The sequence below is a fragment of the Curtobacterium sp. MCSS17_011 genome (assembly GCF_003224275.1).
Classification (GTDB): Bacteria; Actinomycetota; Actinomycetes; order Actinomycetales; family Microbacteriaceae; genus Curtobacterium.
The window spans coordinates 1-26,209 of the sequence record NZ_QKLE01000002.1 but is presented as its reverse complement, the minus strand read 5'-3'; the positions used below and the strand labels follow the sequence as shown (position 1 = coordinate 26,209).

The window sequence follows — 26,209 nt, the reverse complement described above, 5'->3', positions numbered from 1 at the left end:
CGTCGGGGACGCGACCGACGCGTCAGTACTGCCCCGGGCCTCCAGACAGGGTGCGCAGTGCGACGTCGTACCGCCGCAGCGACAGCGACGGGTTCACCCGCCGGACGGCGTCGGTGGCGGTGGTGTCGATCGTGGCGGTGAGCGTGGTCGGCGAGGCGCCGGCCGAGGCGACCGCGACGCCCGACGGGTCGAGGACGACCGAGCCGCCGATCCCGATGGGCGGCGTCTGCCCGACCCCGACGACCCAGACGGTGTTCTCGATCGCGCGGGCGGTCAGCAGCGTGCGCCAGTGGTGCTCCTTGCCGGGGCCGTGCACCCACTCCGCGGGGAGGACGACGACGTCGGCCGCTCCGGTCTCCGGAGCGGCGAGCCGTCGCGTGACCTCGGGGAAGCGCAGGTCGTAACAGGTCTCGAGCCCGATGCGGACTCCGCCGAGCTCGAAGACCGGCAGCTGCTCCGGGTCGCCGGACTCGATACGGTCGGACTCGCGCGAGCCGAAGGCGTCGTAGAGGTGGACCTTCCGGTACGTCGCCGCCAGGTCGCCCGACGGGAGCACCGCGACCAGGGTGTTCCGGAAGCGCGCCGGCGTGTCTGCCGACTCGGCGACCCCGACGACCAGGGCGATGCCGGACTCGCGGGCGACGTCGCGGAGGCCCGAGACGAACGGACCGTCCAGGGGCTGCGCAGCGGCGACGAACCGATCGTCGATGTCGGCGGTGAAGTACGAGGTGTACTCCGGCGTGACGAGGAGGTCCGCGCCCCGGGCCGCCGCGTCGACGGCGGCGGTGCGCACGGTCTCGAGGTTGGCGACGGGGTCGTCCACGGGGGCGAACTGCGCCGCCGCGATCGTGAGGGTGGCCATGCGGTGAGCGTACCCGGGGGTGCGGCGGGCTTGCGGCCGGGTCGGGTCTGCAGCCAGGGACACGAAGAAGGCCCCGGTCTTGTTGGACCGGGGCCTTCATGTGGCGCTTGGTTGCGGGGGCAGGATTTGAACCTACGACCTCTGGGTTATGAGCCCAGCGAGCTACCGAACTGCTCCACCCCGCGGCACGTTTAGAAGCCTACACGGGCCCGTGGCGGGACACAAATCGAGTGCCCCGCCACGGTGTGTCAGCTGCCGCTCTCGGCCGCCGTTGCTGCCTCGATCGCGTCCTGGAGGCGCTGGTCGGCTTCGGCCGCAGCGACCAGGTCGTTGTCGGCGTAGGCCTCCTGGCGATCCTGCAGTGCCGCCTTGGCGTCGTCCAGGGCCTCCTGCAGGGCATCGTTGTCGGCCGCCCCCGAACCCGTCGAGCCGGTCGAGCCGGAGCCGGAGCCCGCGTCCGAGCCGGACCCGCTGGCGGAACCGGAACCAGAACCAGAACCGGAATCGGAACCGCTGCCGCTGCCGCTCGCGCCGGAGTCGCCGGCCGCCGCACCGGAGTCGCCGCCGAACAGCGAGTTCAGAGCCTCGTCGAGGGTGTCCTCGAACGCGATCTTGTCGCCGAAGGCCACGAGGACCTTCTGCAGCAGCGGGTACGAACCACTCGAGGTCGACTGGACGTAGACGGGCTGCACGTAGAGGAACCCACCGCCGACCGGGAGCGTGAGCAGGTTGCCCTGTTTCACGGTCGAGTTGCCGCGCTTCAGGATGTTCAGCTCCTGCGACACCGTCGAGTCACCGTTGAAGAGGCTCTGCACCTGTCCGGGGCCCGGGATGTTGTCGGTCTTCGGCATCGTCAACAGCGTGAGTTTGCCGTAACCCGACGCCTTCTCCCCCTTGCCGGCACCACCCGCATCGGAGTTCACCGCCAGGTAACCGGTCAGGACGTTGCGGTTGTTCGCCCCGGCCGACTGCTGCGGGATGTAGGTCGTGTACAGGGAGTACGCGGTCCCCTGCCCCGGCACCTTCATGGTCAGGTAGTACGGGTCCTGCAGGTTCGCCCTGCTCGCCGTGGTCGTCGTCTGCGCCCCGAGCGCGTTCGTCGACGTCGCCGCGGTGTCGGCATCGCTGTCCGACGTCGCCGTGCTCGTCGGTTCCTGCGGGGTGTTCCACGCGTCATCACCCGAGTAGAACGAGTTGGCGTTGGTCACGTGGTACGTGCCGAGGATCGAGCGCTGCACCTTGAACAGGTCGGTCGGGTACCGCACGTGGTCGAGGAGTTCGGCGCTCATGCTCGACACCGGCTTGGTCGACGTCGGGAAGATCTTCTGCCACGTCTTCAGGACCGGGTCCTTCGTGTCCCACGTGTACAGGGTCACCTTGCCCGTGTAGGCGTCGACCGTGGCCTTCACCGAGTTGCGGATGTAGTTCACCTGGTCGGTGCGGTAGGTCGAGGACTCGGCGCCGGCGATGCTGTCCGACAGGCTCTGGCTCTGCGAGTACGGGTACGCGTCGCTCGTGGTGTAGCCGTCCACGACCCACTGGATGCGGTGGTCGACGATCGCCGGGTAGGTGTCGCTGTCCACCGTCAGGTACGGCGCGACCTTCTGCACGCGCGTGATCGGGTCGCGGTCGTAGAGGATCTGCGAGTCCTTGTTCACCGCGTTCGACAGCAGGATCTGCTCCGACTGGAACTTCGCGGCGTAGACGAGCCGGTTGAAGAAGTTGCCGAGGCTCGGACCGCCGTCACCGGCGTACGTGGTGGTCGCGTTGCCACCGTTGTCGTCGTCGGAACCGGACGGGTAGTCGAGCTCGACGTCCTTCGTGCCCTTCGGTGCGCCGACGATCGAGTAGGGCGGCGAGGTCTCGCCGAAGTACACGCGCTGCTGGAAGTCGCCCAGCGCACCGTTCGACGGGATGCCGGACTCGAGGAACACCGGCTTGCCGTCGCTCGCACGCTGGTTGCCGTACGCCGCGGTGACGCCGTAGCCGTGCGTGTAGACGAACGCACGGTTGTACTGGGTGTTCGCGGCCGAGCTGAGGCCCTCGAGGTCGATGTCGCGGACCGCGATCACGGTGTCCTCGGTCTCGCCCTTGACGTCGTAGCGGTCGACGTCGAGCTCGTCCGGGAACTGGTAGTACTGCCGGTACTGCTGGAGCTGACTGAACGTGTCGGAGACGATCTTCGGGTCGATGAGGCGGATGTTCGCCGTCGTCTGGGCGTCCTGCGCCAGGGCACCCGAGCTCGCCTCGGTCGTGGCGTCGTAGTTCTGTTCCTCGACGCCGGCGACGCCGTACGCGTCACGGGTGGCCTTGATGTTCCGCTCGATGTAAGCGGATTCGAAGGTGCGCTCCGAGGGCTTCACCTGCAGACGCTGCACGATCCACGGGTAGATGCCGCCGATGACGATCGCGGCGACGAGCAGCAGCCCCGTACCGACGATCGAGATGCGCCAGCGACCGATGACCGCCGTGATGATGAAGAGCAGCGCGACGATCGCCGCGATGCCGGCCATGATCTCGCGACCCGGGATCACCGCGTTGACGTCGGTGTACTGCGCGCCGGTGATGAGCGAGTTCGACTTCGTCAGCGCCGCGTACTGGTCGAGCCAGAGGCTGACCGCCTGCAGGGCGATGTAGAGCGCGGCCGTGACGGCGAGCTGGATGCGCGCGGCGCGGGAGATCCGGACCTCACGACCACCGAAGCGGAGCGCACCGTAGAGGTAGCTCGCAGCGAGCGCGGCGAGCCCGGCGATGAGGACGACGGCCGACGAGTACGCCACGATCGAGCGCCAGAACGGCAGCTCGAACACGTAGAACCCGATGTCCAGACCGAACTGCGGGTCCGTCTTGCCGAACGGCGTGCGGTTGAAGTACTCGAGGACCATGCTCCAGCGCCCCGCCGTCGAGAGCCCGGCGAAGATGCCGAGCACCACGGGGATGCCGATCATCACGGCACGCCGCAACGGCTCGATGACCTGCTGGTAGCGGTCGAGCTGCGAGTTGAGCTTCGCGTAGACCGGGCGGAACCGGAACGCGAGCGCGATGCTCACGAAGACCGGGACCGCCATGCCGAGGAAGCCCGCCAGGAACATCAGGGTCCCGGCGATCCACCGGGTCGTGAGGACCTGCTGGAACCCGAGCTGCGCGAACCACGCGTAGTCGGTGTACAGGCTGGCGAAGATGAAGAAGGCGATCACCAGTGCGGCCAGCACGATGATCGTGACCACGATGGGGACCCGCGGCGAACGCCGCCCCGAGGTGGACGAGGTTGTCGTCACTTGATGTGCTCCAGACGTGTCGGACCGGCGGGCCCGGCTCGCGGCGGGCCGTCAGTGACACTGATCCTATGGGACCTGACCGGACGTGAACCTGTACGGGGACTCAGGACCGGGTCAGGAACCGCAGCGGGCGAGCTTCGCGGTGCTCTTGCCGTCGGCGATCGTCTGCAGGTCGGTGACGGCCTGGTCGAGCGTGGAGACGCTGTAGACGTCGAGTCCGTCCGGCACGTGCCCGACGACCTCGTCACAGTTGTCCGCGGGAGCGAGGAACACCGTGGCACCCGCGTCCGCGGCGCCGTAGAGCTTCTGCCGGATCCCGCCGATGGGGCCGACCTCACCGTCCGCCGTGATCGTCCCGGTGCCCGCGACGTGCTTGCCGCCGTTGAGCTTGCCCGGCGTGATCTCGTCGATGATCCCGAGCGCGAACATCATGCCGGCGGACGGACCGCCGACGTCCTGCAGGCGGATCGACACCTTGAAGGGGAACTCGTAGCGCTCGGTGACGCCGACCCCGAGCAGCGCCGTGCCCTGCTCGCTGCGCGGCGTCACCCGGACGTCCTTCGTCGCGCCGTCCCGTTCGACGGTGACGGTCGCGGGGCTCGAGGTGCCGTGCTGCGCGACGGCTTCGCGCAGGCTCACTGCGTCGGCGTTGGTCGTGAGCGACTTGCCGTCGAACGCCGTGATGACGTCGCCCTTCTCGATCGCGCCGTCGGCCGCTGACCCCTCCTGCACGGCGCTGACCTCGAGTTCCGTGGGCAGGTCGTTCCCCTGCTGGATGAGCGCGGCGGCGACGGCCGACTGCTGCGACGCCTGCATGTCGGCGGAGTCCCGCTCGTTCACCTGCTCGGTCGTGGTGCCGCTCGGGTAGATCGCCTCGACCGGGATCACCGCCTGCGACCTGGTGAAGATCGCGCGGATCACGCTGGTCCACGACGGGCGGTTCGTGGCGTCGCCCTGGATCCCGACGGTGAGCATGTCGAGGGCGCCGGCCGTCGGGTACGTCTCGTGGCCGGACACCTGGATGAGCTTGACGTCCTTCGCGTTCTTGCCCGTCCCCTGCTGCTGCGTGCCGATGGTGTTGTAGACCGGCCCGGGGACCTCGATGAGGTACGGGCTGGGCAGCAGGCTCGCCAGCAGGCCCAGCACGACCGCGCCGATCAGGAACGCCCACCCGACGGTCCGGGCACGCGAGCGACGACGGGGCGTGGGGGCGAAGAGGGTCACGCGGGGTCCTTCCGAGGTGGGCACCCGCGCCTGGCGGCAGGGTGGTCGCCCACGTCTCGCGGGCTGTTCGCCCTGGGCGCAGCGCTTCGGGCGTTCCCACGGGGGCATCCCAGGTGCGGCCCCGTGAGCAGCGATTAGCGTAGTCGGCATGCCTGATGAACCACAGCCGGGGCCGGACGACGACTTCCAGGAGATGCTGCGCAAGCTGCTCTCGGGCGAGGGGCAGATCGACCCGTCGCAGCTCGCCGGTGCCGCCGGCCTGCCGAACGACCCGGCCTCCGTGGCGAACCTGATGAGCCAGCTCCAGCGCGCCGCGCAGTCCGGCGGTGACGGCATCGACTTCTCGGCCACGGCGGAACGCGCAGCGGCGATCGCCCGGGACGGCGGCCACCCCGTCGACCCGGCCACGTCGCAGGCGGCCGACCAGGCGTTCCAGGTCGCGGCGCTGTGGCTCGACGAGGTCACGACCGTCGCCGAGCTGACCGCGACCCCGAGCCTCTACACACGTGAGCAGTGGGCCAAGGCGACCACCCCGGTGTGGACGCAGATCGCCGAGCCGGTGGCCTTCAGCATCGCCGATGCCCTGACCGAGGCGATCGACCAGCGCGCTCCCGAGCAGCTCAAGGCGATGCTCGGCGACGTCTCGAAGGCGATGCGCGGCATCGGCGGGGCGCTGTTCGCGATCCAGCTCGGCCAGGTCGTCGGGCAGCTGTCGAAGGAGGTCGTGTCCGGCGGTGACGTCGGCGTGCCGCTCCTCGACGAGCAGGTCGCAGCGCTCCTGCCCCAGAACGTCGCCGAGTTCGCCGAGGGCCTCGACGTCTCCGAGGACGAGGTCCGCATCTACCTCGCGGTCCGCGAACTCGCGCACGCCCGGCTCTTCCGGTCGGCACGGTGGCTCCGGCTGCACATCATCTCGTCGATCACGGACTACGCACGGGGCATCCACATCCCGTTCGACCGCGTCGAGGAGCTCGCGGCCGACATCGACCCGACCAACCAGGAGCAGCTGCGCGACGCACTCGCCTCGGGTGCCCTCATCCCGCCGCGCACCGCCGAGCAGGACGCAGCGCTCGCCCGGCTCGAGACGATGCTCGCCCTGGTCGAGGGATGGGTGGACACCGTCACGGCGGCGGCCACCGTCCGTCTCCCCAAGGCCGGAGCGATCGCCGAGATGGTGCGCCGTCGCCGTGCCGCCGGTGGCCCCGCCGAGTCGGCGTTCGCCACGCTCGTCGGCCTCGAGCTGCGTCCGCGTCGGCTGCGCGAGGCCGCGGCGATGTGGCAGCGGGTGACCGACGAGCTCGGTGCCGAACAGCGCGATGCCCTGTGGTCGCACTTCGACCTCGTGCCGACCTCGGACGACGTCGACGCCCCCGATGCCCTCGTCGCACGGCTGCGGAACCCGTCCCAGACCGACGAGGACGACGCGTTCGACAAGGCCCTCGAGGACCTGCTGAACGACTCGACGGGGGCGCGCCCCCACGAGGACGAGTCTGGCCGGGTGGCCGACGACCCCGATGGCGAGACGGGCGACGAGCCGGGCACAGGCGACCAGCCCCGCTGAGTTCTCCACAGATCCACTCCGTGACCCCACGCGTGCCGCGTACTCCGGCACCGTGGGGTCATGGGCATCCGCATCGATCCGACGCTCGAGTTCGTCTGGCGTGACCCCGCCACGGTCCAGCTCGGGGTCGATCCCCCACGCGCCGTCGTTGCGGTGCCGACCACGGGGGAAGAGCGGTTCCTCAACGGCCTCCGTCGAGAGACCGGGCACGACGCGCTGTCGGGCCTCGCGGCCGCGTCGGGGTGCTCCCCGGAACGTGCTGCCGGCGTGCTCGGGGCCGCGTCGCCCGCGGTGGTCGAGGTCCTGCCCGAGCCACTCGAACGCATCGAGGTGCACGGCGCCGGTGTCGTCGCCGACACACTGGCGACGTTCCTGTCCGGCGAGGGCGTGACGATCAGTCGCACGACCGCTCCGGCCGGGGGTCCCGTCGTCCTGCCCGAGCCCGAGCCGCGGCTCGCCGTGGTGGTGGCCGACCACGTCGTCGACCCGGCGCTCCGTGCCGCGTGGACCCGCCGCGGCGTGCCGCACCTGGCGGTCGTCGTCGGCGACGGACGCGTCCGTCTCGGGCCGTTCGTCGTGCCGGGAGCCGGGCCGTGCCTCCAGTGCGCGGAGTACGCACGCGTCGACGACGACCCGGCCTGGCCGGCCATCGCCGCCCAGGTCTGGGGCCGGCACCCGGCACCGCTGTCGCCGTGGCGGTCGGCTGCGGTGGCCGCAGCCACGACGCGGATGCTGCTCGAACGGCTCCCGCTCCGGACCCAACGCGCCGAGCCCGACCAGCTCGTCTTCGAGCGCGACGACATGTCGGTCAGCCGTTGGCCGGTCCGGCCCCATCCGCGGTGCGCGTGCCGAGCGCTGCCAGGAACCGACTCGGAGCCCGGGCTCCCCCACGCGTGGAGCCCTGTTGCGACCAGGTGATCGTGACGGATCGGCGGGCGCGGGTCAGCCCGACGTAGAACAGGCGTCGTTCCTCGTCCACCTCGGTGTCGGTCGACGCGTGCGAGATCGGCAGCAGGCCCTCGGCGGCGCCGGCGATGACCACGTTCGGCCACTCCAGACCCTTCGACGAGTGCAGCGTCGCGAGCGTGACGGCGTCGACCTCGGGCTCGTGGTGCGTCGCCGCGCGGTCCACCAGGTCCTGGGTGAACTGCTGCATCGTCGTGCCGGCAGGGGCGTCCTCGGCCAGGCCCATGATCGCCTGCAGCGCTTCCCACTGCTCGCGTACTGCGCCGGTGCCCTCCGGCGGCGTCTCCGTCCAGCCGCTGACCTGCAGCACCAGCCGGACCCGGCGGGTCAGCTCGTCGTCGGTCTGTCGGATCGCCTCGCCGCGCATGTGGTGGACGGCGAGCTTGACCTCCGGGCGGTTGAAGAACCGGGTCCCGCCCTGCACGCGGTACGGGATGCCGTTCCGGCCGAGCGCGGACTCGAGCGCGGCGGACTGCGCCCCGACGCGGAAGAGCACGGCGCAGTCCCCGTAGGACGCGCCGGCTCCGACGAGCTCGGTGATCCGGCGGGCGATGGTCTGGGCCTCGTCGCCGTCGTGGGCGCAGGCCAGCACGACCGGTTCCGGGCCCGGTTCCTCGCTCTGGGCGACCAGGTCGAGTGCCCCCGGCTGGCCGCGCATCAGCGTGTTGGCCGCGGACACGACTTCACGGGTCGAGCGGTAGTTCCGCTCGAGGCGCAGGACCGATCCGCGCGGGAACTCCGACCCGAACCCGAGCAGGTAGTCGCTCGAGGCTCCGGCGAACGAGTAGATGGTCTGGCTGGCGTCGCCGACGACGCACAGGTCGTCGCGGCCGCCGAGCCACGCCCGCAGCAGGTCGTGCTGCACCGGGGAGACGTCCTGGTACTCGTCGACCACGAAGAACCGGTACTGCTGCCGCACGTACGAGGCCACGCGGGGCTCGGACTCGACCATGCCGAGGGTCGCCAGCAGGACGTCCTCGAAGTCGAGCTGACGCCGGTCGTCCTTCAGTCGCTCGTACGCCTTCATCAGGTCGATGACCCGGCGCGGTGTGGTGTCCCGTGGCATCACCCGGTCCGCGGCGGCGGCCTCGTACTCGTCGAGCGAGAGCATCTGCACCTTGCGCCACTCGACCTCGGCGGCCAGGTCGCGGAGCACCGGGGTGTCGACGTGCATGCCGACCGTGTCCGCGGCGTGGGCGATCATCCGCCCCTTGGACTCGACGATCTTGGGGGCGTGCCCGCCGACAGTGTCCGGCCAGAAGTAGCTGAGCTGCGCCATCGCGGCCGCGTGGAAGGTGCGCGCCTGGACGGTCCCGGCCCCGAGCGCGCGCAGACGCGACCGCAGTTCGCCGGCGGCACGGGTCGTGAAGGTCAGCGCCAGGACGTGGTTCGGGGCGTAGGTCCCGGTGGCGACCCCGTAGGCGATCCGGTGCGTGATCGCACGGGTCTTGCCCGTCCCGGCACCGGCCAGCACCGCGACCGGACCGAGCAGGGTGCGGGCGACCGTCCGCTGCTCGGCGTCGAGCGCGGCGAGCAGTTCGTCGGGCGACGGCGGTCGGGGCTCGACTGCCCCTGCGCTGGCTGCGCCGCGCGGTCCGGCGACGCTCATGGCAGGTCCAGCGACCCGCCGTACCACTCCTCGATGATGGCGCGGGCGATCGAGGTGCGTCCCGGCAGCAGCAGGGTTTCCCCGGCGCGCTCGCGGATCTCGTCGCGCGAGAACCACCGAACATCAAGGATCTCGACACCGTCCGGGCGAGCGGTGGTCGGGTCACCGCCGGCTGCACGGGCACGGAAGCCGACCATCAGGGACGCGGGGAACGGCCAGGGCTGCGAACCGAGGTACTCGGGCTCCTCGACGCGGACGCCGGACTCCTCCCAGACCTCGCGGCGGACGGCGTCCTCGAGCGACTCCCCCGGCTCGACGAACCCGGCCAGCAGCGAGTACCGATCGGCGTCCCACGCGGCGTTCGAACCGAGCAGGATCCGGTCGTCGGCGTCGACGACCCCGACGATGATCGCCGCGTCGGTGCGCGGGAAGAGATCGTGCCCCTCGGGGTCGCGACGGACCCACCCACCGCTCACGACGGCCGTGGGCGAACCGGTGCGCGGGGAGAAGCCGTGCACGGCGTGCCAGTTGGCCATCGCGACGGCTTCGACCGCCAGGCCCTGGTCACGTGGCGAGAGCTCGGTGCCGAACATCCGGAGGCTCTGCCAGGCGTCGTCGTCGGGTTCGATGGCGGTCGCCGTCGCGCTGTCGATCAGGGCAGCGACGAAGCGGGTCCCCGCCGGGGCGTCCGCGGCGTCCGACACCGAACGGCCGAGGTACAGGGTCACGGTCTCGACCGGGATCTCCGTCGCGGTCACGAAGCGCAGGGTGCCGTCGGCGTTCCGGAGCATCTCGGCACCGCGCACCGGCAGGTACCGGGTGCGCTCGTCCTCGCGCAGGAGGCGCTCGACGTCGTCGGTCGTGCGGAACTCGGCGTCGCGGTCGAGTTCGTTGCGGGAGAGCGGGAGCCGGGCGGCGAACTCGACGGTCACGGCGGGAGAGCTCCTCGGATCGGGTGCGGACGGGCGAGAGACGTGCGGTGGGCGTGCGGGCCGCCGAACAGCGTGGCGTGCAGCCCTGCACGCGTCACGCGCCTACCCTGAGGGACATGGCGGGATCCCAGTTCACTCTAGCCGCGTTGGCGACGACGGCCGTTCCAGGTCTCCTCGTCACGGGCACGCGCACGCTCGGTTCGGCCGCGGCCGGCGACTACGAGTCGGCGCTCCTGCGCGACGCCGACGGCGCCGAGATCGTCATCCGCCGCCCGCGGAACCAGCGTGCCGAGGCCCGGCAGTCGGCCGATCTCGTCGCAATCCGGGCGCTGAGCGCCGGGATCCGAACGCGCCTGCCGTTCGGCGTCGTCGAGTACCGCGGCCAGGCACCGATCGGGTCGACGCGCGCGATCGTCACGACGCGGCTGGCCGGGAGCCACCCGACGCTCGCGTCGCTCGTCGAGCGCCCCGAGCTCGCCACCAGTGTCGGCCGTGCCGTCGCCGCGATCCACCAGCTGCCGACGAGCTTCGTCTCCGACGCCGGCCTGCCCTCGCTCACGCCGTTCGAGGTGCTCCGGTCCGCCGTCTCGGTGATGGACCGTGCCGTCGCCACCAAGCTCGTCCCCGCCGCGCTCGTCGAACGCTGGGAGGGTGCCGCCCGCGACCAGCAGCTCTGGCAGTTCACGCCGACCGTCGTGCACGGCTCACTCGGCGCCGGCGCCGTACTCGTCGACGGCGATGCGGTGACCGGAGTCCTCGACTGGGGCGAGCTGCGGCTCGGCGACCCGGCGAAGGACCTCGCCTGGGTACTCGCCGGCCGTCGCGACGCCTTCGACACCGTCCTCAGCGCCTACGAGGCGAACGGCGGCGGACGCGACCGCCAGCTCGCGCAGCGCGCGCGCGTGCACCACGAGCTCGAGACGGCGCACTGGCTGCTGCACGGCGTGCAGGCGAAGAGCACCGAGGTCGTCGACGACGCCGTGGCGATGATGCACCGCCTGGTCGACGCGGTGCACGCCCCGAGTGCGGAGCCGCTGCAGTCCGTGTCGCCGGAGACGATGGAGATCGGCGAGGTGGAGCAGCTGTTGTCCTCCACCGAGCGACGCCACGGCTGACGCGGATCGCGCCGCCGCACGTTGGTCACGACTCCCCGCTCGGTTCCGCCGGGCGGTCACGGATCGTCGGTCGTGACGCGTCCATCCGACGGTCTGTGACCGCTCGCCGCACCGACAGCGGGGTGTCGTGACCGGTTCCGGTCGTCGGCTCTCGTCCGGGACGCGACCGTCTGGAGGCCCGGTGCCGGTCCGGCGGGCCGGCACCGGGCCTCCCGGGTGGAGCACGACGGGCGCGGCGCCCGGCAGGCGCGGCGCCCGGCAGGCGCGGCGCACGACAGGCGCACTGCCCGGCAGACGCGGCTCTTCCGGCACGGCCCGTTGGGCGCGGCCCGCGCCGGGCGGAGCGTGACGGGCGCGGGCGCCGACCGTCCGGCCGAAGGACGTCAGTTACCGATGGCCTCGGACCATGCGCGCTCGAGTCCGGCGCGGTCCAACAGCTCGGTCGGACGGACCTCGAGGTCGTCGGCGACGAAGTAGAACACCGCGTCGACCTGGTCGAGCGGCCGCCCGGTGAACTCGGCGTACGCGACGCGGTACAGCGCGAGCTGCAGGGTGCGGCGGGCCAGGTCGTCCGCCCCCGACGGCGCCTTGCCCGTCTTCCAGTCGACCACCTCGGCACGCCCGTCGATCTCGTACACGGCGTCGAGCTTGCACACCACGCTGTGCCCGAGGAACGGGATGTGGATCTCACGCTCGACCTCGATCGGTGTCAGCCCGGCCCAACGAGAGCGGGCGAACGTCGCCTGGAAGTCCGCGAGCCGCCGGGCGTCGTCGTCGGTGACCACGGCGTCCGGCGACGCATCGGCGAGGTCGTCGACGTCGGCGTCGAGCTCGCCGTCCCAGACGTCGAGCGTCTCGAGCGCGCCACCGCTCCGCGTGCGCTGTTCCACCCACTGGTGGAAGAGCGTGCCGAGCCGGGTGGCGCGGTACGGTCGCTCCGGCATCGGCCGGCGGAGCCGCTCGGCCACGGAGTCGGGTTCGGTCAGGTAGTCCTTGAAGCCCGACGCGGGCACCCGGTGCGGGACGGCGACCGCGTGCTTCGCGTTCCGGGTGGCGTGCCGTTCGGCGAGCAGCAGGTCGATGTCGGCGGCGAAGCGCCCCGCAGCACCGGGGTTCGCGTTCCGCACCCGCTCAGCGGCGGCCAGGACCCGCGGCGCGCGCTGCCCGAACGGCACGTGCGGCCACGTCTGGGTCGCGCCGCTGTCCCCCAGGGGGTTCTCGTCGTGCACCGTCGTCTCCGGGATCGCCGCACCGTCGATGACACCGGCGTCCACCAGGTCACGCAGGTAGCGGCTCGGCTCGGTGGGTCGGACCCCGCCAGCCCAGAACGAGCCGGACACCAGCAGGTCGTGCTTGGCGCGGGTCAGGGCGACGTAGGTGAGCCGGCGTTCCTCGTCCTCGTTGCGGGCCTTCACCTGTTCCTTGAAGGCGTCGATCGCCGTGGTGACGTCCTTCTGGGTCTCCTGCCCGCGCCACGCGAGTCGGGGCAGCTCGGCGGCGTCCCCGCGGAACTCGTACGGCAGTCGATCGAACCCGAGCCAACCGGACGAGCCCTCCTGCGCACGCGCCGGCAGACCGCCCTCGACCATCCGGGGCACCGCGACGGCGTCCCACTCCAGCCCCTTGGACCCGTGGATCGTCAGGATCTGCACGGTGCCGGCCTCGGGTTCCTCGGACCGCGGGCCCATGTCGTCACGCCGGGCTGCGGCGTCGATCCACCCGAGGAACGAGCCGAGGTCGGCGCGGTCGTCGGTCGAGACGAAGCCGGCGAGTTCGTCGATGAAGGCGTCGAGGTAGGCACCGCTCCCCTGTTCGTGCGCGGCGACCTCGATGTCGAGCCGCATCTCCTGCACGACGAGCGTCACGAAGTCGACCAGGTCGCTCCCCGCGCGTGACCTGAGCATCGCGAGCTGCCGGCCGAGCGCGCGCATCCGGCTGCGACCAGCGGCGGTGATGCCCTCGAGCGCGCCGTGCTCGTCGGGCGCGGTCGCGACGAAGTCGAGCGCGTCGACGATCGACCCGTGCTCGCCGGCGGCCACGGATGCACGGAACGCCGCGGTCAGGTCGTCGTCGAGGCGCTGCTGGGTGTGGTCGCGCTGGAACAACCACCGGGCGAGCTGGTGCAGGGCGACGATGTCCGCCGCCCCGACCCGCCACCGCGCACCCGCGAGCAGCCGGATCAGGTCGTTGCCGGCCGCCGGGTCGTGCAGGACGCGCAGGCACGCCACCAGGTCCACGATCTCCGGACGCTGGAGCAGTCCGCCGGTGCCGAGCACGTGGTACGGCACCCCGCGGGCGCCGAGCGCCGCGGTGAACGCCGCGAGGTCCTTCCGGGCGCGCAGCAGCAACGCCATCGAGCCCGCCGGGTTGCGACCGCGGTGGTCCCGGAACCAAGCGGCGACCTCGTCGGCTTCTTCCGGCAGGGTCTCGGGGAACGCCACCCGGACCGTGCCGGGATCTGCGCCCGGCCGCGGCGAGAGCCGCTCGACGTCGACCTCGGACGCCGCGGACAGCGGTGACACGATCGCGTTCGCGCCCGCGAGCACGTCGACCGGGTTCCGCCAGCTCGTCGACAGGGCGAAGGTGACGGGCTCGGCCACGCCGGGTTCGTCACCGCCGAAGTCGTGTGGGAACCGGGCGAGGTTCGCGGCACTCGCACCGCGGAACCCGTAGATGGACTGGTGCGGGTCGCCGACCGCCATCACGGAGTGCCCGCGGAACAGCCGGGCGAGGAACCGGGTCTGCACGACCGAGGTGTCCTGGTACTCGTCGAGGAGCACCACTCCGTACCGGCTCCGCAGGTCCGTGACGACGCGCGGTGCCGACTCGGCCGCTGCGAGCGCGAGGGCGATCTGGTCGGAGAACTCCACGAACCCGCGGTCGATCTTCTGCCGGCGGAACTCGGCGACCAGGTCGGCGAGGGGCTCGAGGGCACCGATCGCGGCGACCGCGTCGGTGATGGCCTTGTAGGGCTTGCCGCGGTTGCCCGGGAGTTCGAGCAGTTCGGAGAACTCGACCGCGAACCGGCGGAGGTCCTCCGGCTCGACGAGGTGCTCCGAGGTGGCACCGGCGAGCGCGACCACGGCGGCGGTCAGGGTGTCGACGTCGCGGTCGAGGCCGGCGAGCCGCTCGTCGCGGGCGGCCACCACGACCCGGCGGGCGAGCTGCCAGGCCGAGGGTTCGGTCAGCACCTGGGACTCGCCGTCGCGGCCGACGAGCAGGGCGTTCTCGCGGAAGACCGCGTTGGCGAAGGCGTTGTACGTCGACACGGTGGGCGCTTCGAACGCGTCGCCGGGGGTGATCAACCCCACTTCTTCGAGCGCGCGGATGCGATCGTTGATGCGGACGGACAGTTCGCCGGCGGCTTTGCGGGTGAAGGTCAGTCCGAGGACCTCGTCTGGGCGGACGAGTCCGTTCGCCAGCAGCCAGACCACGCGCGAGGCCATCGTCTCGGTCTTCCCGCTGCCGGCACCGGCGACGACCAGGGCCGGCACGAGCGGCGACTCGATGACGGCGCGCTGCTGGGCGGTGGGACGGGGCCGGCCGAGGGCGTCGGCGATGGCGTCGGCGCCGTGGCGGACGGCGGGCGGAGCAGCAGCAGCAGAACCGGTCATCTCGGTCGTCTCGGTCGTCTCGGTCGAGTCGCTCACCAGGTCACCTCCGCCACCACGTGGATCCGGCACTCGACCCCGGTCCGGGCCTTCTCGCAGTGGTCGTCCACGTTCGCCACGAACGTCCGGCCGGCCATGCCCCGCGCCACCCCGTGCAACCGCTCGCGGTAGGCCTCGCGCGCCTCGGCGTCGAACGCATGCTGCGTCCGTTCGGAGAAGGCGTGGCCGCCGCGGGGGTTCTGGACGAAGACCAGCCGGGCGTCGGCCATCGGGGAGCCGGCGGGCACACCGTCGACGGCGCCGTCCTCGACCGCCAGCTGGTAAGCGCCGAGCTGCGGGTGTTCCGGCATGTCGTTCTTCTCGCTGGGCATCGACCGGCCGGTCTTCAGGTCGACGACGCTGACCCGGCCGTCGAGGTCGACCTCGATGCGGTCGATGCTGCCCCGGATCCGGGCGGGACCGGTCACGAGCGCGAACGAGGTCTCGGCACCGAGCAGCTGACGTCCAGCGCTGGCGAACGTGCGAAGGTAGTCGCTCAGCCCCTCGATCATCCGCCGGGTCCGGGCACGTTCGCGGTCGGCGACCCAGGGCGACTCGAACGTGAGCTCGTCCCACCGCGCCTCGACCCGCTCCCACAGCGACTCGACGTCGGTCTCGGTGGCGTGCTCCATCGCCTCGTGCACGATCGTGCCGATGCCCATCGCCGGGCTCGGGGCGCCGCCACCGAAGGTCTGCGCGAACCAGTGCACCGGGCACTCCTCGAAGGTGCCGATCCGTGACGGCGACACCGACACGGCCGGGGCGACGGGCTCGCCGCCATCGACCTCGGGCGCGGGCTCGGCGTCGAGGTCGACCAGGGGCTCGTCGGTGGTCGGTTCAGCGAGCCCGTACCACTCATCCGGAGCCGCCCCTGGGACCTCGGCCTCGGCCAGGCGGGCCAGCGCGGACGCGGCCTCGTGGTCGCCGGAGCCCACCACCCGGCGGCGCAGCGACCCGGCGAGCCCGCGCAGGGACAGCGGGTGGACGGTCGGCTGACGGTCCGGCGGCACCGGGACGAGTCGGACGAACGGTGACGGTGATTCGTCGTCGTTCGCGACCGTGCCGATGACGACCTGGGTGGTGGCACGCGACACGGCCCGGGCGAACAGCCGGAGTTCGTCGGCGACCACGGCGGCACGGTCGTCGATCGGGGAGCGCTCGACCCCGGAAGCGGCGCGGACGAGGCCGTCCGGGTCGAGCAGGCTGCCGCGGACGCGGGTGTTCGGCCAGACGCCGTCCTGCAGGCCGAGCACCACGACCACGTCGCACTCGAGTCCGACCGTCGCCGAGGGCGTCAGCACCCGCACCCGGCCGGCGGTCCGGTCGGGGCCGATCGAGTCCTCCGGCAGGTCGGCGCCGAGCAGGTCGTCGACGAAGACGCGCGCGGGAGCGTCCGGCGTGCGCTCGACGAAGCGCTTGGCGGCGGTGAACAGGCCGACGACGGCGTCGAGGTGCCGGTCGGCTTCCCCCGCCCCCACACCACCGGCTGCGGACTGGGCGCCCCACGACTTCGCGAGGCCGCTGCGTTCCCAGAGGCCCCAGAGGATCTCCTCGATGCTCGAACCCGCATCGGCGTCGGCACGCGCCTGCACCAGGCTCCGCGCCAACCGGGTCGCCCGCCGCGCGAACCCGGCGTCCACCGTCGCCAGGCGCTCCGGTGCGCCCAGTGCATCGATCAGCAGTTCGTCGGCGGTGCGGCTGCCGTCGCCCGCGAGTTCCTCGCGCCGCAGGGCGAGCCGGAGCCGCCGCATGGCCAGGGTGTCCAGGCCCCCGAGGGGCCCGGTGGCGAACGCGGTGGCCAAGGCGGCGTCGAGCGGCAGGACGTCGAGCGCCACCGCAGCCGCGTCGAGCAGCGCCCGCGCAGCGGAGTCGTCGCGCGGACGGACGGGCGCGGCACCGGCGGTCGCCGGGACCTCGGCCACCGAGAGCGCCCGGACGAGTTCGGGGATGGCGGCACCACTGCGGGTGACCACGGCCATCCGGTGCCACGGCATGCCGTCGAGCAGGCGGTGTTCGCGCAGTCGACGAGCGATCGCCACGATGAGGGCTGACCGGCTCGCGGCCTCGAGGTGCACGACGGCGTCGGACCGCGCGTCCTGGTCGCTCGCCGTCGCGCTGCGCTGCCGACCGGCCGCCGCGGTGCCGATGCGCCCCGTGACGCCGGTGACCAGGGCGCGGATCGGTGCGGGGTGCCGGTGCACCGCGCGGAGGACGAGCTCGTCGACGCGGTCCACCCCGAGTCGTACGGCCAGGCGACCGAGCACGTCCGGTTCGGCGCCGCGGAACGCCGAGGCGGCGATGTCCGGGTCGCCGAAGGCCACGACCTGCACACCGGAACGGGCGAGCGCCCCGAGCAACGCGATCTCGCCCTCCACCAGCTCTTGCGTGTCGTCGACCACGACCAGGCGCAGGGCGGCGATGCCGGTGGGGAGCTCGTGCCGCAGCACCGCGGCGGTCGCGTACGCCACGAGTTCGCCGGAGTCGAGCCCGGTCGGCCGGAAAGCGGTGACCGATGCCCGGTAGTCGTCCACGAAGTCGCCGACCGCCCGCCACTCGGGCCGTCCGAGCTCGTCACCGAGTTCCCGCATGTCGTCGGGCTCGACGCCGGCGGCCACAGCACGCATCATGACGTCCCGCAGGGCGGTGCGGAACCCGGCTCGTTCACGGACGACGGCGGTGATCGGGTCGGGCCATGCCGGTCCGGCTGCGTCGAGTTCGTGCCCGGCGAGCAGGTCGGCGATGATCCGGTCCTGCTCGCCACCGGTCAGCAGCGTCGGGGGCTCCTGGCCCTGCACCGACGCCGCGTGGGTGACGATCTGGAACGCCAGCGAGTTCACGGTGCGTGCGAGCGCACCCGGGACGACACGGTCGACCGCCCGTGCGAGCCGGTCGCGCAGCGCCGTCGCAGCCGTCCGCGCCGAGGTCAGGGCGAGCACCGTCGCGTGGCCGTCGGGGGTGATCGCGTCGGGACGGGACAGCCGGTCGGCGACGAGCCGTGCGAGCGTGGTCGTCTTGCCGCTGCCTGGCGCACCGATCACCGCGGCGTGACGGCCGTCCGGCAACGCGAGCACCGCGGCCTGCGAGGGGTCGTCCACCAGTGCGCGTGCGAACCCGGTGTCCTCGGGAGCGGGCGTCAGCGTGGTCTGCGGCACGCTCGTACGGTACCCAGGACCGCCGACAGCACCGTCACGGACGCGCGGGACGCTGGTCGCCCCACCACCTGAGTGCGCCCGCGGCGAACGCCCGATGCCGTACGGGACCGCTCGGATACGCTGTGCTCGTGGACATCAAGATCGGCATCATCAACAGCCCCCGCGAGATCGCGTTCGAGACCGCCCAGACCGCGGACGAGGTCGAGAAGGCCGTGTCCGAGGCACTCACCGCGCAGTCGACGCACCTGTCGCTGCAGGACGACAAGGGCCGTCGCTTCATCGTCCCCGTCTCGGCCCTCGCGTACGTCGAGGTCGGCGCGGAAGAGGCACGGCGCATCGGCTTCGTCGCCTGACGACGTGGAACTGCTCTTCGCCGTCCTCGGCGGCCTCATCATCGGTGCGGTCGCGCACGTGATCCTGCCGTGGCGGTCGAACCGTGGTGTGCTCGTCGGCCCCGCGGTCGGCGGCATCGCCGCTGCCGTCCTCTGGGAGGCCCTGACCTGGGGCGGGTGGCGGTACGACGGCACCTGGATCTGGGTCGTGGCACTCGTGGGGTCCGGCGTGGTCGCACTCGTGGTCGAGTGGCTCCTCGGCACGCAGCGCGTCAAGCACGACGCCGCGTACTACGAGCAGCTCAAGACCCGCGGCGCCTGACCGGAGCCGCCGGTCCGCAGGCGCAGGCCCGGCGCCGCGACGATCCTCAGGCCGTCAGGCCGAGGGCATCCATCCGTCGGGTGTGCGCAGCGATGAGCTCGGTCCAGACCGGCTCGAGTCGCTCCTGGTCCTCGCGCGCGTGCGACGCCAGCGCCGACCGCGCGACGAGCAGGGTGTCGCCGACCAGACGCCGTCCCCACATCGCCAGGCGCGAACCGATCTGCGGGTCGTCCTCGATGTGCGCCGTCAGCTCCTCGACGACCGCCGCTTCCTCGCGCGCGTCGAACACCGAACGGAGCCGCTGCCGGACTTCCGTCGGCAGCGAGCGGAGCAGGTTGCCGAACAGGTCGTTCAGGATGCCGGCCGTCACGTAGCCCGTCAGCATCGACTCGTACCAGTCGGCACCGCTCGTCCGTTCGAGGAACAGGTCGATCGCCTCGCGGTGCGGGGCCATCAGCGCCGCCGGGTCCTCGCCGATGCGCTCGATCTCGGCGACGATCGTCCGGTGCCGTTCGAGCGCCGTCGTCGCGAGGACCCCGGTGACCAGTCGGCCGGAGAGCGTCGGGGCAGACGCACCGGCTCGCCCCATCGTCTCGTAGACGGAGAGCTGCAGGTACGCGGCCTGGCCCAGGTAGACGTCGAGCTCGGGGCTGACGTCGTCGAGCGCGAGACGCTTGACCTGCGCGGCTCCGCGCGGGTTCCGCGACGCGAGCCACGAGGCAGCGAGCTGCGCCGCGCGCTTCCGGTTCCACCACGACACCACCCGACCAGCATAGAGGCCACGCCGTGTCCGGCCCGCCGGACCGACCAGCACGCCCCGCGGACCGGCCAGCGTCCGCCGCCGGACCGACCAGCACGCCCCGCCGACCGGCCAGCCCGACCCTCCGACGCACCCCGGAGCGCCCGGACCACGGCCCCGTCGGTAGACTGGCCCGGACTTCCACCAGAACTAAGGTGATTCTTTGACTTTCTCAGACCTCAACATCGACCAGGACATCGTCGATGCACTGGCCGGCAAGGGCATCATCGAGCCCTTCCCGATCCAGGAACAGACCATCCCGCTCGGCCTGACCGGCCAGGACATCATCGGCCAGGCCAAGACGGGTACCGGCAAGACGCTCGGTTTCGGCCTGCCGCTGATCCAGCGACTCGGTGCCGACCCGGCGCACGGCGTGAAGGCGCTCGTCGTCGTCCCGACCCGTGAACTCGCGGTCCAGGTCACCGAGGACCTCGAGCTCGCGGCCTCGAACCGCCCGACCACGGTCGTCTCGATCTACGGCGGCAAGGCCTACGAAGGCCAGGTGGAGCAGCTCAAGGCCGGTGCCCAGATCGTCGTCGGCACGCCCGGGCGGCTCATCGACCTGCAGCGGCAGCGTCTGCTCGACCTCTCCCACGTGCAAGAGGTCGTGCTCGACGAGGCCGACCGCATGCTCGACCTCGGGTTCCTGTCGGACATCGAGCGCATCTTCCAGGCCGTCCCCGAGGTGCGGCACACGATGCTGTTCTCGGCGACGATGCCCGCGCCGATCGTCGCCCTCGCCCGCCGGTTCATGAGCCGTCCGGTGCACATCCGGGCGACCGACCCGGACGAGGGCCTCATGCAGGCCAACATCAAGCACCTCATCTACCGTGCCCACTCCCTGGACAAGGACGAGGTCATCGCCCGCATCCTCCAGGCCGAGGGCCGCGGCAAGACCGTGATCTTCACGCGCACCAAGCGTGCCGCGGCGAAGCTCGTCGAGGAGCTGAAGGACCGCGGGTTCAACGCCGCAGCGGTGCACGGCGACCTCAACCAGGAGCAGCGCGAGCGCGCGATGGCGGCGTTCAAGGCCGGCAAGCGTGACGTGCTCATCGCCACCGACGTCGCCGCCCGTGGCATCGACGTCGACGACGTCACGCACGTGATCAACCACACGATCCCGGACGACCCGGACACGTACCTGCACCGCGCCGGGCGCACCGGCCGCGCGGGCAAGACCGGCATCGCGGTCACGTTCGTCGACTGGGACGACCTGCACAAGTGGACGCTGATCGACAAGGCCCTCGAGTTCGGCATCCCCGAGCCCGTCGAGACCTACTCGTCGTCGCCCCACCTGTTCGAGGAACTCGACATCCCCAAGGGCACGAAGGGCCGCCTGCCCGGCTCGTCCTCGCACGCGGCTTCTGCCGGCGCCTCCGCCGAGAAGCGCAGCAGCGACCGCCCCGCGTCGGGTTCGCGGGACGCGTCGCGTTCGCGGTCGCGCAGCCGCACCCGGTCAGGAGGCTCGGAGCAGTCCGCCCCGCAGGCCACGGCCATCGAGTCGGTCGCCCCCACCGCCGCAGCGGGCACCGAGGACAGCACGGCCACCGAAGGTGGTTCGACCACCGACGGTGCCGCGAAGCGCCGTCGCCGTCGCCGGCGTCGTGGTGCCGGCACCGGCGATGCCTCGGCGACCGCCTCGGCGCCGCAGGGCACGTCGGACGGCGAGTAGCGCCTCCAGGCCGAAGGGCCCGTCGCTGACGCGACGGGCCCTTCGTCGTCTCCACCCGCGGACCGGCGTCACGCGCCCCGCGACAGTTCACGTGGACGCCGGCGCGTGGACCGTCGGCCAGGCCGAAGCCTCGTCAGCCAGTCGATCAGCCTGCGGTCAGGCCAGACGCGAACCGGGGCCGACGACCGGGGCGCTGCCCGTGGCCTCGGACACGATGGCATCGAAGGAGACCCGTGCGGTGCGGTGCTCCCCCAGCCGGTTCGGCTTGCCGGTGCCGTGGTAGTCGCTCGAACCGGTGACGAACAGGCCGTAGCGCGTCGCCCAGTCGAGCAGGGTGCGCTTGCCGTGTGCCAGGTTCTCGCGGTGATCGACCTCGAGCCCGCCGAGCCCGGCGTCGACGAGGTCGCGGAGCATCGGCTCGTCGATGACGATCCCGCGCGATGACGCCGCCGGATGCGCGATGACGGGCACGCCGCCGGCCTGCCGGATGAGTTCCACACCGCGCAGGGGTGAGGGCGCCTCGTGGGGCTCGTAGTAACCGGACGCCGGGTGCAGGATGCCGCGGAACGCCGCGGACCGGTCGGACTCGAGTCCGCGGGCGACCAGGGCGTCGGCGATGTGCGGACGGCCGATCGTGGCACCGGGGCTGGACTGGGCCAGCACGTCCGCCCAGGTGATCGGGTGGTCCTCGGCGATGCGGTCGACCATGCGGTGCGCGCGGGAGAGCCGGCCGTCGCGGATCCGGGTCGTCTCCTCGACCAGTCCGGGGTGCTCGGGGTCCACCAGGTAGCCGAGCACGTGCACGCTGCGGTAGCCGATCCGGGTGCTCAGCTCGAGGCCCGGCAGCAGGGTCAGGGGCAGCTCGTGCGCCGCGGCCGTGGCGTCCGCCCACCCCGCGGTCGTGTCGTGGTCGGTCAGCGCGACGGCGTCGAGTCCGGCGGCCGCGGCCGCTCGGACGAGCTCCGCGGGACGCTCGGTGCCGTCGGAGACACTGGAGTGCGCGTGCAGGTCGATGAACGGGTCTGGCACGTGGCCAATGCTATCCACAGGTGAGCGGCCGCACAGGCCGGGTGTCCCCGGGCGGTGCGATGATGGACGCATGGCCGACACGACTCCCCGCGCGACGAGCAACCGATCCACGACCCCCGGGTCCTCGACCTTCAAGGACTTCATCGGGTCGCAGTGGGCCGAGCGCTCGGAAGCGCAGCCCGAACCCCGCGAGCAGGCCGCCTTCGCCGCCGAGCGTCGCGCGCGCATCTCGGAGCTGCACCCGGGCCGCACGATCGTGGTGCCGGCCGGGCAGGCCAAGGTCCGCTCGAACGACTGCGACTACCCGTTCCGCCCCCACTCCACCTTCGCGCACCTGACGGGCTGGGGCACCGACACCGTCGTCGGCTCCGTGCTCGTGATGACGCCGAACGGCTCCGGGCACGACGCCACGCTGTACTTCCGCGCCACCGCTGGCCGCGACTCCGAGGAGTTCTACGCCAACCCCGAGATCGGGGAGTTCTGGGTCGGTCCACGCCCCTCGCTCGACGCCGTCGCCGCCGACCTGGGGCTGGCCACGGCCGACCTCGGGGCGTTCACAGCCGTCGCCGACGCCCTCGACGCGTCGGCGCTGCTCGTGCGCGAAGCCGACGACGACCTGACCCGATCGCTCGACGCCCGCATCGGTGCACCGATCGGTGGCACCGACGAGACCGAGGGCTCGCCGGCCACCGACGACCTGCTCTCCCGCGACCTGTCCGAGCTGCGACTGGTCAAGGACCCTTACGAGGTCCGTGAACTCCGCAAGGCGGTCGACGCCACGAAGCACGGGTTCGACGACGTCATCGCCGACTTCGACGCCGTGCTCGCACACCCGCGCGGTGAGCGCATCGTCGAGGGCACGTTCAACCGCCGGGCCCGCGCCGACGGCAACACCGTGGGCTACGACACCATCGCCGCCTCTGGTCACCACGCCTGCATCCTGCACTGGACCCGCAACGACGGTGCCGTGCAGCCGGGCGACCTCATCCTCATCGACGCCGGGGTCGAGGTCGACTCGTTCTACACCGCCGACATCACCCGCACCCTGCCGGTGAGCGGCACGTTCTCGCCCGTGCAGCGCATGGTCTACGAAGCCGTGCTCGAAGCAGCCGACGCCGCGTTCGCGATCGTCAAGCCGGGCATCACGTTCCGACAGGTCCACGCCACCGCAATGGAGGTCATCGCGCGCAAGACCGCCGAGTGGGGTTTCCTGCCGGTCTCGGCCGCCGAGTCGCTCGAGCCCGACAACCAGTTCCACCGCCGCTACATGGTGCACGGCACGAGCCACCACCTCGGGCTCGACGTGCACGACTGCGCGAAGGCCCGCCGCGAGATGTACCTCGACGGCACGGTGCAGGCCGGCATGGTCTTCACGATCGAGCCCGGGCTGTACTTCCAGCAGGACGACCTGACCGTGCCGGAGGAGTTCCGTGGCATCGGTGTCCGCATCGAAGACGACATCCTGGTGACCGAGGACGGCGCCGAGAACCTGTCCGTCGGCATCCCCCGGACCCCCTCGGAAGTGGAGGGGTGGATCGCACGCTCGGGCCGCTAGCCTGAGCGGGTGACCATGCCCGAGGCCTCCCCGAACACCTTCTCGATCGAGGTCGAGCACTTCGACTCCCCCGACGCCCAGCGGCTCCGTGCTGCGCAGCGCCTGGAGATCGACCGGGCGTACGGCGGGGACACCGAACCCGGCGAGAAGCCGACCGCCGAGTCGATCGCGGTGTTCTTCGTCGCGCGGGACGAGTCCGGTACCCCCCTGGGGTGCGGGGGCCTGCGCATCGTCGACGACGGCATCGCCGAGATCAAGCGGATGTACGTCCGGCCGCAGTCCCGCGGGTCCGGCGTCGCGGTTGCACTGCTGCGCCGGCTGGAAGAAGCGGCGCTCGACCTGGGGTCCCCGGCGCTCGTCCTCGAGACGGGCACGGAGCAGAAGCGCGCCGTCGGCTTTTACCAGCGCGAGGGCTTCCGGCGGATCGCGAACTTCGGGCCCTACGTCGGTGCGCCCCTGTCGGTCTGCTACTCGAAGGTCCTCTAGCCGCGTCGAGGTAGCCCGGCGGGTCCGAGGTCTGCCGTGCGCCGTCCTGCCGCGCGCAAGCCCGCACGGCGACCCAACCCGCACCGCGCCCGAATCCGCACGCGCCCGAACCCGCACGGCGCCCGAACCCGCACCGCGCCCGGTCACGACGTGCCGTCTGCCCGAGGCCGAGCGGTCAAGAACCGTCGTCTGGGCCGGCGCCGAACGACGATCTTCGACCGCTCGACGCCATGTGTGCGGGGTGTTGCGACCGCTCAGACGGCTCAAACCCCTCAACCCGCCCGGAGAGCACGGCTGCGGTCACACGAGGTGCCACCCGCGGTGAACAGTGGCGACAGTCCGTGCCGCCTCGGCGGAAGCGAACGGCGTGTCGAGCGCTCCCGCCCGACCCGACCCGACCCGACGCGCGACCGAGGGACGAAGCCCGAGCGCGTCGGCCGAAGCGCAGCTAGCGGCGGTCGCTGTCTCCGTCTCGCGGGGCATCCGGCGAGGACGAGGGCTCCGGCGGCGTCGCACCTGCGACGCGCTCGCCGTAGCGCGGCGGCTCCTCGGGCCGGCGCTCCGGCACCGACGGAGCCGCGGGGGCCGCAGCCGTCTCCGGGGTCTCCCCGTACCGGGGCCCGTCGTTCGTGCCGTAGCGCGGCGGGCCCGAAGACGAACCCGTCTGCGCGCCGGGGGCCGACGTGCCGGGATTCTGCGGGCCTCCCGGCTGCTGGTGCGGCGTGGCGTGCCCGCCGTACGGCGACTGCTGCTGCGGCGGGACCCCGCCGGGGCCCGGACGCCACGGCTGCTGCTGCTGCTGCTGCTGCTGCTGGGGAGCGTCGTTCCAGTGCGTGGACGGGGTCGCCCCGTGCTCGCCCAGGATCCGCTGCGCCTGCCCGGTCAGCTGCGGGTTGACGACGATCTGGTAGTTCGTGGCGAGCACCTGGTGCACGCTCGTGAAGTCGCGCTGCCGCTTCGTGATCGCGAACGAGGCGATGCCGTAGAGCATGCCGAACGCGGCACCGATGATCGCGGCGGCCAGGATCAGGCCGCCGGCGCTCGGAGAGAAGAGCGTGAGCACGATGCCGAAGAAGATGCCGAGCCACAGGCCGGACAGGGCACCCGCGATGGCGGCACGCCCGTAGGTCATCTTGCCGGTGACCCGTTCGACCGTCTTCAGGTCGTTGCCGACGATCGAGAGCTGGTTGACGGGGAAGTCGGCCTCGGCCAACTTCGCCACCACGCGCTGCGCGTCGGGGTAGCTGTCGTACGTTCCCAGGACGTCGCCCTTGGGCAGCGTCGGGAACGCCTGGGCGGTCCTGCCGGCGAAGGGGCTCTGATTGCTCACCCAGCCATCATTCACCGCACACCTTGCAATCGCACGTGCACTCTCAGGGAAGCCGCCGCCCGGCGTCGTCGACCGGGCACCGTCGACCGCGCGGGCGAACGCCCACACCCGAGCGACTACGCTGGGTCGGGTGAGCGCCACGAAGGTCTTCGTCGCCCGCCTTGCCGGGTGCTCCGTCTTCGACCCCGCGGGCGACCGAGTCGGCAGGGTCCGGGACGTCCTGGTCGTCTACCGCCGGGCCGATCCCCCGCACGTCGTCGGACTCATCGTCGAGGTGCCGGGCAAGCGCCGTATCTTCGTGAGCATCGGCCGCATCACCTCGATCGGTGCCGGAC

General features: G+C 72.0%; 19 protein-coding genes and 1 tRNA gene. 9 read left to right on the top strand and 11 right to left on the bottom strand.

The window, feature by feature from the left end; genetic code table 11:
* Nucleotides 1-22 precede the first annotated feature (22 nt).
* From DEJ17_RS01540 to DEJ17_RS01525, 4 genes are all read right to left on the bottom strand, one after another.
* Nucleotides 23-862 (bottom strand): carbon-nitrogen hydrolase family protein, encoded by an 840-nt coding sequence (locus DEJ17_RS01540; RefSeq protein WP_110891760.1) that lies wholly within the window; start codon nt 860-862, stop codon nt 23-25.
* A gap of 108 nt (nt 863-970) precedes the next feature.
* Nucleotides 971-1,047: transfer RNA gene (locus tag DEJ17_RS01535), tRNA-Met, on the bottom strand.
* Nucleotides 1,048-1,110: 63 nt separating this feature from the next.
* Nucleotides 1,111-4,089 (bottom strand): UPF0182 family protein, encoded by a 2,979-nt coding sequence (locus tag DEJ17_RS01530; protein WP_181420988.1) that lies wholly within the window; start codon nt 4,087-4,089, stop codon nt 1,111-1,113.
* 165 nt (nt 4,090-4,254) lie between these two features.
* Entirely contained in the window at nt 4,255-5,364 is a 1,110-nt protein-coding gene (locus DEJ17_RS01525) for a PDZ domain-containing protein (protein ID WP_258366604.1), read from the bottom strand.
* A 148-nt stretch (nt 5,365-5,512) separates the two neighbouring features.
* Here DEJ17_RS01525 and DEJ17_RS01520 point away from each other — a divergent pair, with 148 nt between their 5' ends.
* The gene (locus tag DEJ17_RS01520; protein ID WP_110891758.1) at nt 5,513-6,925 is read left to right on the top strand and encodes a zinc-dependent metalloprotease; all 1,413 of its coding nucleotides are present in this window, start codon (nt 5,513-5,515) and stop codon (nt 6,923-6,925) included.
* A 60-nt stretch (nt 6,926-6,985) separates the two neighbouring features.
* On the top strand, nt 6,986-7,843 hold the full coding sequence (locus DEJ17_RS01515; protein ID WP_110891757.1) for a TOMM precursor leader peptide-binding protein: 858 nt from the start codon (nt 6,986-6,988) through the stop codon (nt 7,841-7,843).
* On the opposite strand, the gene DEJ17_RS01510 is transcribed toward DEJ17_RS01515, so the two are convergent.
* Together DEJ17_RS01510 and nudC are read right to left on the bottom strand one after the other, a co-directional pair.
* Nucleotides 7,734-9,500, bottom strand: a complete 1,767-nt coding sequence (locus tag DEJ17_RS01510) for an ATP-dependent helicase (RefSeq protein WP_181420987.1) — start codon at nt 9,498-9,500, stop codon at nt 7,734-7,736. The two genes, DEJ17_RS01515 and DEJ17_RS01510, sit on opposite strands and share 110 nt — an antisense overlap.
* Complete coding sequence (gene nudC / locus DEJ17_RS01505; RefSeq protein WP_110891756.1) at nt 9,497-10,432, bottom strand: NAD(+) diphosphatase; 936 nt, start codon at nt 10,430-10,432, stop codon at nt 9,497-9,499. The genes DEJ17_RS01510 and nudC overlap by 4 nt, the downstream gene beginning before the upstream one ends.
* Before the next feature lie 116 nt (nt 10,433-10,548).
* Here nudC and DEJ17_RS01500 point away from each other — a divergent pair, with 116 nt between their 5' ends.
* Nucleotides 10,549-11,547, top strand: a complete 999-nt coding sequence (locus tag DEJ17_RS01500) for a phosphotransferase (protein ID WP_110891755.1) — start codon at nt 10,549-10,551, stop codon at nt 11,545-11,547.
* 383 nt (nt 11,548-11,930) lie between these two features.
* On the opposite strand, the gene DEJ17_RS01495 is transcribed toward DEJ17_RS01500, so the two are convergent.
* Both DEJ17_RS01495 and DEJ17_RS01490 read right to left on the bottom strand, forming a co-directional pair.
* Nucleotides 11,931-15,197, bottom strand: a complete 3,267-nt coding sequence (locus tag DEJ17_RS01495) for an ATP-dependent DNA helicase (RefSeq protein ID WP_181420986.1) — start codon at nt 15,195-15,197, stop codon at nt 11,931-11,933.
* A complete protein-coding gene (locus DEJ17_RS01490; RefSeq protein WP_110891754.1) occupies nt 15,194-18,349 on the bottom strand; it encodes a UrvD/REP family ATP-dependent DNA helicase in 3,156 nt (1,051 codons plus the stop codon). The genes DEJ17_RS01495 and DEJ17_RS01490 overlap by 4 nt, the downstream gene beginning before the upstream one ends.
* A gap of 128 nt (nt 18,350-18,477) precedes the next feature.
* On the opposite strand from DEJ17_RS01490, the gene DEJ17_RS01485 reads away from it, so the two are divergent.
* Both DEJ17_RS01485 and DEJ17_RS01480 read left to right on the top strand, forming a co-directional pair.
* Nucleotides 18,478-18,702: a DUF3107 domain-containing protein gene (locus DEJ17_RS01485; protein WP_110860791.1), complete on the top strand. Its 225-nt coding sequence runs from the start codon at nt 18,478-18,480 to the stop codon at nt 18,700-18,702.
* A gap of 4 nt (nt 18,703-18,706) precedes the next feature.
* On the top strand, nt 18,707-19,003 hold the full coding sequence (locus DEJ17_RS01480; RefSeq protein WP_110891753.1) for a hypothetical protein: 297 nt from the start codon (nt 18,707-18,709) through the stop codon (nt 19,001-19,003).
* 46 nt (nt 19,004-19,049) lie between these two features.
* Here DEJ17_RS01480 and DEJ17_RS01475 read toward each other — a convergent pair whose 3' ends face one another.
* On the bottom strand, nt 19,050-19,763 hold the full coding sequence (locus tag DEJ17_RS01475) for a ferritin-like domain-containing protein (RefSeq protein ID WP_258366603.1): 714 nt from the start codon (nt 19,761-19,763) through the stop codon (nt 19,050-19,052).
* A gap of 202 nt (nt 19,764-19,965) precedes the next feature.
* Here DEJ17_RS01475 and DEJ17_RS01470 point away from each other — a divergent pair, with 202 nt between their 5' ends.
* A complete protein-coding gene (locus DEJ17_RS01470; protein ID WP_110891752.1) occupies nt 19,966-21,474 on the top strand; it encodes a DEAD/DEAH box helicase in 1,509 nt (502 codons plus the stop codon).
* Nucleotides 21,475-21,630: 156 nt separating this feature from the next.
* Here the strand turns inward: DEJ17_RS01470 and DEJ17_RS01465 are convergent, their stop codons facing one another.
* A complete protein-coding gene (locus DEJ17_RS01465; protein WP_027464577.1) occupies nt 21,631-22,503 on the bottom strand; it encodes a PHP domain-containing protein in 873 nt (290 codons plus the stop codon).
* Nucleotides 22,504-22,573: 70 nt separating this feature from the next.
* Between DEJ17_RS01465 and DEJ17_RS01460 the strand changes: the two genes are divergently transcribed.
* Entirely contained in the window at nt 22,574-24,058 is a 1,485-nt protein-coding gene (locus DEJ17_RS01460) for an aminopeptidase P family protein (protein ID WP_110891751.1), read from the top strand.
* Between the two features lie 15 nt (nt 24,059-24,073).
* Nucleotides 24,074-24,544, top strand: coding sequence for a GNAT family N-acetyltransferase (locus tag DEJ17_RS01455; RefSeq protein WP_181421005.1), 471 nt, complete (start codon nt 24,074-24,076; stop codon nt 24,542-24,544).
* Nucleotides 24,545-24,992: 448 nt separating this feature from the next.
* On the opposite strand, the gene DEJ17_RS01450 is transcribed toward DEJ17_RS01455, so the two are convergent.
* Nucleotides 24,993-25,874 (bottom strand): general stress protein, encoded by an 882-nt coding sequence (locus tag DEJ17_RS01450; protein ID WP_110891749.1) that lies wholly within the window; start codon nt 25,872-25,874, stop codon nt 24,993-24,995.
* Between the two features lie 130 nt (nt 25,875-26,004).
* On the opposite strand from DEJ17_RS01450, the gene DEJ17_RS01445 reads away from it, so the two are divergent.
* On the top strand, nt 26,005-26,209 hold a 205-nt coding region (locus DEJ17_RS01445; protein WP_181420985.1), incomplete at its 3' end, for a PRC-barrel domain-containing protein.